The organism is Bacteroidia bacterium (assembly GCA_025056095.1).
GTDB lineage: Bacteria > Bacteroidota > Bacteroidia > JANWVE01 > JANWVE01 > JANWVE01.
The window spans coordinates 1-11,188 of the sequence record JANWVW010000077.1; the positions used below are offsets into that span (position 1 = coordinate 1).

Sequence of the window (11,188 nt, forward strand, 5' to 3'; positions counted from 1 at the left end):
CCCGAAGCACGCCGACCTTGTGGGCATGAGCGCAGCGAAACGCCCACAAGGGCACGCCCAAAAAAATTAAAAACTTAGTCTATACATTATCCTTTGCAAGCTTGGTATGTCATAGACAAAATTTGCAATGCCGTAGTTTTGTTATTTTCGCCTTGCCCTAAAAAACTCTTGTATCAAAGTACTACATTCCTGTTCAAGTACTCCACCTACTATGGAAATTCGTTTATCCAAAAGCAGTTTTATGGAATGCATAGCACTATATTTTGCTTCATAAGCACCAAAAACAACCTGCGAGAGCTGCGCCCAAAAAATAGCTCCCAAACACATTAAACAAGGTTCAAGAGTAACATATAAAGTACAATCTGTAAGATATTTTGAGCCTAAATACGTACAAGCCGCCGTAATAGCCAATATTTCAGCATGCGCAGTAGGGTCCTGCAACGTTTCTACTTGATTGTAAGCCTTTGCAATAATAGTTTGAGTAGTGTTAGAAACTATCACACAGCCAATAGGTACTTCACCTTGCTCAAAAGCACGACTTGCTTGCTGTAAAGCTATGCGCATGTATTTTTCATGTTCTGAATTCATCTTACATTGTCAAATGTAGGTGATATTTTTGAAAAACCTTGTTTTTCAATAGTAGGCTAAATATAAGGGCTTATCTTTAACTTTGCAAAATATGAAAAAAATGCTATGGTTATACTGGGCTTTGCTGTGGATAGGATTAGGAATTGCTATTTTTTTGTATGTAAAACAAAAAGAAACTTACACAAACCTAAAAAGCCTACATGAACAAGTGGTACAAAATACCTTTACAGAAATTGAGAATAAAGGTCTATCACTGCTTTATGAACTTTGTCATCAGCAAAGAGTAGATACTTTGCTTTTACCTTATTACCAACCTGTTTTATTTGAAAAAATCAATAAAATTGAGGATGCCGAAAAATTTTATGTATATGTCTTAGACTATAACCACCGCTTGATAGCTTGGAATACAAATGAATACATGCCCACAAACGCAGAATGGGATACACAAATAGCACTGAAAAAACCTCTCACTGTTACTAAAAAAAACATAGTGTATTATAGTTTAGTAGGTGAGATTACCAGCCCACAGCAAGACATAGTCGGCTATGTGTTTGTAGTCATCCCTTTGTGCAAAAAATATAGCATTGAAAATACCTATATTCAGTCTTATTCTATTTTTGACGACAAAACTTTTCAATTTGAGCTCGTTTCAGATACAACAAACATATCTTCTATTCCGATTTACAATCGGCAAAAAGAATATGTAATCAGCGTTCAGGCTAAAATAAAAACTAATCAAATTTTTCCTGTACAAGAGTATTTTACATGGAGTGTTTTTGCATGGATTGCTTGCTTGTTGTTAGTAATCCATTACACTCTCAAACAAACTCATATTTCTCGCTTCTTTCGTATTTCTATTTTGACAGTAATTATTATTCTAACTCGCTATGCGATGATATACTATCATTTCCCACAAAAGTATTATACAGTACCGCTCTTTTCCCCTACTTACTACGCTTCTAGTATTTGGAGTGCTTCATTAGGTGATTTGCTTATCAATACTATTTTGGGGCTATGGCTAACCTTTGAATGGTACTATACATTACTTCCGAAAGTTTCTCAAAATTTTTGGATCGAGAAAAAAACAAGCATAAAAATAGCTTTTTTGATAGGAATATACCTAACTTTTGTTGCCGTTACTTGGGTCTATCAACAAATTGTACGCTCTGTTATCATACACTCTAACATTCGTTTTGATTTTACTACGCAAAGTCCGCAAATAGATATTTACACAGGTATTGCCATTCTTTCACTTATGCTCATTTTTATATGTATTTTTTTGATACAATACAGCTTGATTGGCATTTGGATAAGTTTATACAATTTCAGATACGCAATTCTACTTATTTTAGCCCATATTGTAGTAATAGGACTTAATTTTTGGGTTCGCAAAGTAGATTTTTATTTATTAGCTTGGGTAGTTCCTTCTTACTTTCTCACATTCAGCTACATTCGTTATCATACGGAATATAAACAAAAACTCTTTTTTACTTTTAACCACAGTTTGATGCTCATACTTATTTTCAGCATTAACTTAACGCTATACCTTAACTTTTTTACTGAAGAAAAGCAACGACAAGAGCAAATACAATTTACTTTACGAAAAGCTAAACAACACGATGAAGTATTAGAAAGCTTATTTAGTGAAATTAGCGAACAAATTAAAAAAGACGCTTTCGTTAGCCGCTTTATTGCTGATAGCAGTGCTTATACCCCAGCCCTTATTCAAAAAATAGAGCGTTTAATCACAAACATTACTCAATACTATACGTGTGATATTGCCATCACAGATGCAAACCACAAAGTGCTGTACAATCCTAAAAATAACATTTTACGCGTCAATGAAAAAACTACACTCAAAAAGGAATACAAAATACAAAATGAACTATATTTCATTCCATACAACCGAGAGTTCATAGAAAACTTGTACGTAGGGATTATTCCTTTCACACAAGGCGATAAAACTGTCAATATACACATTGAATTTGTTCCTAACGCAGTGTACCAAAATGGTTTATATCCTAATTTTTTGGTAGATAGAAAGCAGCAAAGACTGTTGCAGAGAGTTTCTGACAAGTATAGTTATGCCGTGTATTATGCTAATCAATTGGTAAGCATGCAAGGTAGCTATGATTACAGCTTTCAGAATAATATTTGTAAAACTCACTTATATGAACTGCAAGGTATTTGGCAAGAAAACAAACCTTATTTGCACTATATCTACTGTCCTGAACCTCAAAAGATTATTATCGTAACTAGAAAGTTGCCTGATTTTATTGAACGTTTTGCGCTCTTCTCATATATTATATATGCTTGGGGAATACTGCTTTTGGTTTTAAGCCTGCCTTATTGGATAAAACACTATACAAAAAGAAAAGGACTAAGATTTAATCTATACTACCGTACCAAAATTCAAGTTTATTTGCTACTGATGAGTTTAATACCTCTGCTTATTATTGGGCTTATCTCTATTCCTTTCATCAAAAAGAGCTATTTACAAGAGGTACAAAGAGAGTTGAAGCGTCAAACGCAGGCAGTATTAGCAGCCATTCAAGCTAAACATTTGTCAGAGCAAGATTTTATACAGTATTCTACGACTTTACAAAATTTAGTATCAGACATATCCATTCTCACTCAAAGCGATGTCAATTTATACTCAAAGCAAGGTAAGTTAGTTGTTTCTACGCAGCCCAAAATTTTTGAATTAGGTTTGCTTTCAACCACTATCCACCCTAAGGCATATTTTTATTTGAACATGCAGTATCAGCAGGAGTATATCCAAAATGAACGTATAGGTAAAATTTCGTATATTAGCATTTATGTTCCTGTAATTGACAAAGATTTGAACATGTTAGGCGTATTGAACATGCCGTATATTACTCGGCAGGGACAATTAGATGCAGAAGTAGCCCGATTTATTTCTTATCTTATCAGCATTTATGTAATTATTTTGTTGCTTTTATCAGGTTTAGCTTTAGTTTTATCCCGTACGCTTACGCATCCGCTTAATGTATTGAAGCAGCGTATTGAGCAAATTCGTTTAGGGCGAAAAAATGAAAAAATGGAATGGAAGTCAAATGATGAAATTGGAGCTTTGGTAGATGCGTACAATCAAATGGTAGAAAAGTTAGAAATAAGTGAGCGGAAACTGGCTATGTCTGAACGGGAAGCAGCTTGGCGAGAAATGGCAAGACAAATTGCACACGAAATCAAAAATCCCCTTACTCCAATGAAATTGAGCGTACAGCACCTTTTACGTGCTTATCAAGATAAACACCCTAATTTATCTGCCATGATACAAAAAACAGCTCAAACCTTATTGACTGAAATAGACTCTTTGACCGAAATTGCTACCTCTTTTTCTAACTTTGCTAAACTACAACAACAAGAACCTGAAATTATAGAAGTCCAAAAGCTGCTCAAACAAAACATTGCTTTATATCAAAATCACAAAGAGATTACTTTTGAAGTGCAAATGCCTCAAAAACCTTGTTTTATCTATGCGGATGCTTCAGCTATTTCAAGAACTTTTCAAAATTTAATCAAAAATGCCGTTCAAGCGATGGAAAGCAGTCCTAAAAAGGTTTTATCCATTTCTTTGGAAAGCAAAGAGAATTTAATTCAAGTTACGATTAAGGACACAGGTTGTGGTATAGATCCAGAGCATTTAGAGCATATTTTTGAACCGAATTTTACCACAAAAAGTTCAGGTACGGGATTAGGTTTGGCTATTAGCAAAAGAGCCATAGAGAATGCGGGAGGTAGTATATCTGTTCAAAGCCAAGTGAACATAGGTACAACTTTTTACATTACATTACCTGCGTATCGGGATTCCTTTGAAAAGTGATTTGATTTTGATTTTTTATGATCTTTTGGGCGTGCCCTTGTGGGCATTTCGCTGGCGCTCATGCCCACAAGGTCGGCGTGCTACGGGCTATGTGCGGAATGCCCCGACCCTTGCGTCAGCAAGGGGCACGCCCAAAAAATTAAGTAAGTCATTTTAGATCAAACATAAAACCACTCAAAACACATAAAAGCAATTACCTCAAACCGCATGTGCTACTTAAAATGTTTTACAGAATTTTTGTAATCTTGATTATTTGAAACAAAATTTTTTACCTATATTAGCACCATGAACCCAATCATAGAAAACATAAAAGAAAAGTACGCCGCTTATATTTTAGCTTACACTACCTACGCAGGTGAACACAACTTTTTAATCGCAGTAAAAGATTTACTCTTTTTTATGAAGGCACTTAAAGAAGAATTCCATTTCGAAGGTTTGATTGATATCACAGCCGTAGATAGATTAACAGAAGAGGAACGATTTGAAATTGCCTATAACTTAGTTTCATACAGTCAAGGGATACGTATAAGAGTAAAAGTACGAGTAGATGAGGATAATCCTCATGTACCAAGTTTAACAGAAATTTGGAAGTCTGCAAACTGGTATGAAAGAGAAGCCTACGATATGATGGGAATTATTTTTGATAACCATCCTGACCTACGTCGAATGTTTCTACCTGAGGACTTTACGTATTATCCTTTGCGAAAAGAATTTCCTTTAATTGGTGTGCCAGGAAGCATCCCTTTGCCTGAAAAAGATCCACCCAAACCTTACAAGTAAAATAATGTTAAACTATTTAATTCAATTAGCCTATGAGTGAAAGAAAAACTTGTTACTCTCGTGAAGAGTTAGAAGTATTCAAAAAAATTATCTTGCGTAAGTTAGACTCTGCTCGCGAAGAGCTCAAGATTTATCAGGAGATTTTATCCCGAGAATTAGATTCAGCTTCCGACGGAACGCCCTATTCTGCCCATATTGCTGATGTGGGCAGCGATGCTATGGAAAAAGAAAAAGCAAATTTAATTGTATCTCGCCAAGCCAAGTTTATCAGCCATTTAGAAGCAGCACTCAAACGGATTGAAAAAGGTACCTATGGCATAAATAAAGATTGCAAAGATGAACCTAAAATGCTATGCGATACCTGCCCACTGATACAAAAGGAACGACTAATGATTGTACCTCATACTCAAACTTGCGTACAGATGAAAAAGCTTCAAAAAGATTAAATCCAAGCTCTACCTATTTAATGCGTGAGAGTTTATTTGCTTGTAAAATTTTAAATCATTTCACCGTATTTTTCTTAACTTTGCTTATCCTTTTTTCGTTTTAATCTTGTGTATAAGCGCGTATTTTGGGGGATAAAGCACGGAACCGTCATAACAACGGTATTCCTGCTTTTTATGTTAGGCGCTATACAAACTGAACATGTTCAAAATGTGTTTGCTCGTATTGGTGCGGAGTACCTTTCTCATAAATTAGGCACACCTGTCTGCATAGGGCGTGTACGTATTATTTTGTTTGATAAAATTTTGTTGGAAAATGTACAGGTATTAGACAGACAAAGAGACACTCTTTTTGCAGTACAAAAGGTTGAACTCTCGGATATTGGTCTGAACTTGGTTCAGCAACGCATTTTTGTACGCCACTCTGAAATTATTTCCCCTACTATACATATCTACCGAAGACTAAAAGACTCAACATGGAATTACCAATACATACTTGATGCTTTCGCTAGTACCGATACAAGTTCTAAAAATTCAAGTTCAGCTTGGGCGCTTGTTTTTACTGATGCCAAAATACGCAACCTACGCTTTTTGTACGCCGATTCTACTACTCTTAAACACCCTCCTATACCTGTTTATCTTGCTTTTGATAATCTCAACCTTCAAAATGCAGACGTGGATTTTTCCTTTGCAATAGATGAAAAAGGCACGCTTAAAGCTAATATCTGTAACCTTTCAGCTTACGATAAAACTTCAGGCACGCATATTAAACATCTTTCCACAGGTTTTGAAATGTCCGACACTTTAATGAAAGCTAACCGCTTACGCTTAATAACTAACCGCTCTGATATACATCTCAGTGCATCTATTCAATACAAAAATTTGAATGATATTGGCAACTTTGACAATAAAGTTACATTAGACTTGTATCCAAGCATTTATGAATTAGATGATATTGCAATGTTTGCCGAAGAGTATCACGACCTAAAAGGACCTGTTAAAATTTCTACTCGCATAGATGGCAAGCTGAACAAACTCAACATTCGCAGAATGGATATTGAATACGGAAATAATACTCAAATTCATTTGCGTGGGCGCGTAAATGGACTGCCAGATATAGAAAATACCATTTTTGACGTTCAACTAGACTCTACTTACGTAGCTTACAACGATTTTAATCTCATGATGCCCTCTGTTGCCAAAGATTTACCTCCAGAAATAAAGCGAATAGGTATAACCCGTTTAGATGTTAAATACACAGGTTTTTATCATAATTTTGTTACTAAGGGAAGCATTGCTACTCCGCAAGGTATAATCAAACCTGACCTGCACTATAACATTAACACGAATGAATACTCGGGCAAAATTGCACTCAAAGATTTTAATCTATCTAAAATTCTGCAATTAGACTCCTCCCAAATTAACCAAATTGACCTAGAAACCGAATTAAAAGGTAAAGGTTTTGACCCTAAAAGCATGCAGTTAGAGGTCAATACACTAGTTAGCCAAGTAAATGTATTAGGTTTTGGCTTGGTAAATGTCAAAACTGCATTTAAAATGGATGGACCTACCTATAAGGGCGAACTAAGTATTCAAGATTCTACTTGGGGAATATATGCCAAAGGCTGGATAGATAAGCGAAAAGATACTTTACCCATATACGACCTTAAAGGACATGTACAAAAATTAGATCTCAAACGTTTCAAAGCCACACCTGATCCTTTTTACGTTACTACTGATTTTGTTTTGCAAGGACAAGGAGATGATGAGCACAATCTTAAAACCAACCTTTACCTGAATAACACTACATTAGAACAGCATAAAAGAAAGCTTGTTTTTGATGGTAAAAGTCATCTTACTTTGGATTACAAAAAAATAGATTCAACTACCACAGAAAGGGATTTGAACTTATACACTCCTTTTGCATCTGTATCAATAAAAGGAAATTACATTCTCTCTGAATTGGCTACAGAAATAGGTAGTATGGTAGAACAATTTACAGAATATTTCAAACATAAGTTAGATACTACCTACAAAAGCCGTCCTGGGGCAGGAATTGATACCTCTAAGGTCAAAGAAAACCTTGTTTATGAAATTCAAATACGCAAAGCTAAACCTTTACTTCATTTTATTGATCCCACTATATCCTTAGATATGGCAGAAAATACTACTCTTAAAGGGCGAATAAAAGTAGATGAAAATTTTGCTTTTGACCTTGAAGAGTTTAGTTCGGATAGTATTGTTTACGACAACATACACCTGAATAAGCTCAAATTTGATCTTGATATATCTAAGCCTAAAAACGTATATCACGCAGTAGGAATGACAAGTCTATCCTTAGACAATTGCATTATCGGAAAAGACACCTCTGTCCACTTGAAAAATATCAATTTTAGTGGAGTTTGGTTAGATACCCTATTTACGTTCCGGACAGGACTAAAACACTTACCTACTCAACATGAGATTAAGCTTAATGGTAAAGGGCGATTTTTGAAAAATACCCTATTAGCTTCGTTAAAAAATTCTACTATTCTCCTACACGGGCATGAATATTTAACTAATGCAGAGGGCAAGGAAATTATTAAAGATACCACTATTGTTTGGAAAGTGTCTGACAATAATCGTATTTCTTTACGAGATAATTTCTACAAAATAGAGGACTTTACTTTGCAGAACTTAGACCAGAAACTACAAGTAGAGGGCACTATCAGCAAAGACCCCAAGGATATGCTAAGCATATATACTACTCAGCTAGACCTAGCCGAACTAGCTAAGGTGTTACAAATCAAAGGTTTGAATATGAAAGGTAAAGCAGAGCTAGGTACTGATATAATTTATGCTTTAAGCGATTCACTCAAAATAGCTGCTAATGGTAAAATAAGAGATTTCAGCATTTCAAATTTAGAAGTAGGTACAATTGACTTGTATCAAGTATTTGACAATAAAACTCAAACGCTAACTCTTAAAAAATTCCACTTACTTGAACCACACTATGACGCACAAGGTAAAAAAGTAGGTTATAGAATGGTACTTTATCAGCCCAAAGTAGGTCATAAGGAAAAAGAAAGTCGTATTAACTTAGCTCAAAAAGACAAATTTTTTGACTTACACTTAGTCATAGATACTTTATATCTCAAAAAATTTGAACCCTTTTTAGCAGGAGAAATAGACAGCATTTCGCAAAAAAGCTTCATTACAGGAAAATTAAGCGTAACAGGAGCATCTGATTCCCCTACTCTACTAGGGACTATTGGGCTACATAATTTGCGTTTTAGAGTAAAATACACAAATACATACTATCAGCTTAGCGCAGATAGACAAAGATTAGCTACTATTCCTTACCCTATAATTACTTTCAGACATGTTGGCAGACATGATGAAATTCTGTTTAATAATTTAGTTCTACAAGACTGTGAGCTTTTGCGAGAAAATAAAGAAAAAATTAACCTTATCAGCCAAAAGATTGTTCAGCTTCAAAAACAAGGTCAAGAAATATTTCCCGAACAGAATGAAATACTTAGTCAAATTAAGCAAGACTTAGAGTACAATGGCTATACCAGTGAAAAGTCCATGGTATATTTTGATAAGTTAGACAGTGTGTATAAGTCAAGCAAATATAGCAATGCACGATTAGCCCGGCAGTTTCGCAAAGATTTGAACGAAATAAAAAGAAGCGTAAGCAAAGAAAATTTACCTCAGACAAACAGCTTAGGTGGCACGGCTAAAATATCAGGAGTAATTTACCATGAAGGTTTCAATGATATGTATCTCAATATCAACCGAATTATCATGGATAAATTTTTAGCGCTCAATACTACCCTCAAAGATAATTCCCTATACTACGGTAGGGCTTTTATATCTACTCTAGACACTACTCGTTGTCTGCGAGTAAGGGGCAATTTAGATCATATCAAAATATCAGGTGAATTAAGCACAGACGTAGGTACGTATAACACAGGAAATTTGAGTATAGACAATGACAAAACTCAAACTGTTATCAATCTACCTTTGGGCAGCAGCGGAGAAGTATCGGAAAAAAGCTATATCTATTTTGTAAAAGATAGTACGGACTTAAAAAAGACAATAAAAGCAGATTTAAGTGGTATTGAAATGGACGTGCTATTTAAGCTACGTGAAAACACTAACCGATTCAGAATTATTTTTGATGAAAGAACAGGCGATGTGATTGATGCTCGTACCAAAGGTGAAGTTCGCATGACTATTAACAGTATAGATGAGACATTTGAAATGAATGGCAATGTTGAGGTAATAGATGGAAATTACTTATTTACTGCGGAAAATATTATCAAAAAGCGGTTTATATTACAGAAAGGAGGTACTATTACTTGGGATGGGGACCCCGTAGCCGCCAAGCTCAATTTAAGTGCAGCTTATTACACACGCGCCCCAGCCAAAGATTTAAATATCGGTACATCAGAAGCAACTAACTTTAACCGCTTGCTACCCGTAGCTGTTATTATGAATATGACAGGAAACTTATCTGCACCTATATTTAGAACAGACATTGAATTCCCTGGGCTAGATGCAGGAAACACCTCTGAACTATCTGTTCGCCTAAATCGCTTAAAAGCACAATGGAACTTGAACGAGCAAGAGCGTAATCAACAAGTATTCAGCTTATTGGTTTTGAATCGTTTTGTTACGCCTTCTGATGCTCCCCCAACTGCTAACAGTAACGTTGATCCTTCCTTTGTAGCCGCTAGCACAGGAATCGAACTGCTTTCTAACGAACTTAGCTTGTGGCTCTCTCAACTTACTCCTGAAATGGATATACGTATTGCACTAGGGCATCAAAAACTGCTTAGAGATGCTGATATTACCTTAGGAAAAAACTTTTTTAGCAATCGCATTCGTTTGGAACGAACAGGAACGCTTTTTAATCCTAATGACCCCACTTCTAATCGTATCATCGCAGGAAATCTTACTTTGCGCGTGCGTTTGGATAACCTTGACCGCTTTAACATAGAGTTTTTCAATCGCGTAGATAACTTTAACAGCTTCTCAGGAAACAGTAACATTCAAGGTGTAGGTCTATTTTACAGACAATCCTTTGATAAACCTTCAGAGCTATGGTCTTTTTTACACAGAAACAGCTACGAGGAAGCCGAAATTGCCCGCATCAGAGGATACCAAAGCAGACAAATGCTCAAAAAAGACGTAGAAAAACTATTCCAGGATATTGCTAACACACCTAAAAATGCCATTGCACTTGGAGTAAACGTAGCCGGAGATGCTATCAAGTTCTCTGCTTACCAAGTTAATAATGTTGCTAAAACTACCAGCAAACTTAGCCAAGTATTCAAACGTAAAAACAAATCAAAGAAAAATGAAACTAAATAAGTGTGGTTTTCTAGTTATTTGTTTGAGTTTGTTATTCACTGCGCTTAAAGCACAAATTCCTGAAAAGCCCACAGGATATATCAATGACTTTGTTGGTGTACTTCATGCAGCTGAGAAACAACAACTAGAAGAAAAATTAACTCATTTTGAGGAGCAGACCTCAAATCAA

At 35.5% G+C, this 11,188-nt stretch carries 6 protein-coding genes; 5 read left to right on the plus strand and 1 reads right to left on the minus strand.

What is annotated here, in order from left to right:
• Nucleotides 1-141 precede the first annotated feature (141 nt).
• Nucleotides 142-588 (minus strand): nucleoside deaminase, encoded by a 447-nt coding sequence (locus NZ519_07250; GenBank protein ID MCS7028550.1) that lies wholly within the window; start codon nucleotides 586-588, stop codon nucleotides 142-144.
• A gap of 91 nt (nucleotides 589-679) precedes the next feature.
• Here NZ519_07250 and NZ519_07255 point away from each other — a divergent pair, with 91 nt between their 5' ends.
• The 5 genes from NZ519_07255 (at nucleotide 680) to NZ519_07275 (ending at nucleotide 11,019) form a co-directional block, all read left to right on the plus strand.
• Nucleotides 680-4,435, plus strand: coding sequence for a HAMP domain-containing histidine kinase (locus tag NZ519_07255; protein MCS7028551.1), 3,756 nt, complete (start codon nucleotides 680-682; stop codon nucleotides 4,433-4,435).
• 25 nt (nucleotides 4,436-4,460) lie between these two features.
• Nucleotides 4,461-4,592, plus strand: coding sequence for a hypothetical protein (locus NZ519_07260; protein ID MCS7028552.1), 132 nt, complete (start codon nucleotides 4,461-4,463; stop codon nucleotides 4,590-4,592).
• A 128-nt stretch (nucleotides 4,593-4,720) separates the two neighbouring features.
• A complete protein-coding gene (locus NZ519_07265) occupies nucleotides 4,721-5,215 on the plus strand; it encodes an NADH-quinone oxidoreductase subunit C (protein ID MCS7028553.1) in 495 nt (164 codons plus the stop codon).
• Nucleotides 5,216-5,247: 32 nt separating this feature from the next.
• The gene (locus NZ519_07270) at nucleotides 5,248-5,661 is read left to right on the plus strand and encodes a TraR/DksA family transcriptional regulator (protein ID MCS7028554.1); all 414 of its coding nucleotides are present in this window, start codon (nucleotides 5,248-5,250) and stop codon (nucleotides 5,659-5,661) included.
• 174 nt (nucleotides 5,662-5,835) lie between these two features.
• A complete protein-coding gene (locus NZ519_07275) occupies nucleotides 5,836-11,019 on the plus strand; it encodes a translocation/assembly module TamB (protein MCS7028555.1) in 5,184 nt (1,727 codons plus the stop codon).
• Nucleotides 11,020-11,188 lie beyond the last annotated feature (169 nt).

Excerpts from the sequence above, each read along its gene's own strand:
- NZ519_07255 (MCS7028551.1), top strand. The coding sequence starts at position 680 with ATGAAAAAAATGCTATGGTTATACTGGGCTTTGCTGTGGATAGGATTA.
- NZ519_07270 (MCS7028554.1), top strand. The coding sequence starts at position 5,248 with ATGAGTGAAAGAAAAACTTGTTACTCTCGTGAAGAGTTAGAAGTATTC.
- NZ519_07275 (MCS7028555.1), top strand. The coding sequence starts at position 5,836 with ATGTTAGGCGCTATACAAACTGAACATGTTCAAAATGTGTTTGCTCGT.
- NZ519_07265 (MCS7028553.1), top strand. The coding sequence starts at position 4,721 with ATGAACCCAATCATAGAAAACATAAAAGAAAAGTACGCCGCTTATATT.
- NZ519_07250 (MCS7028550.1), bottom strand. The coding sequence starts at position 588 with ATGAATTCAGAACATGAAAAATACATGCGCATAGCTTTACAGCAAGCA.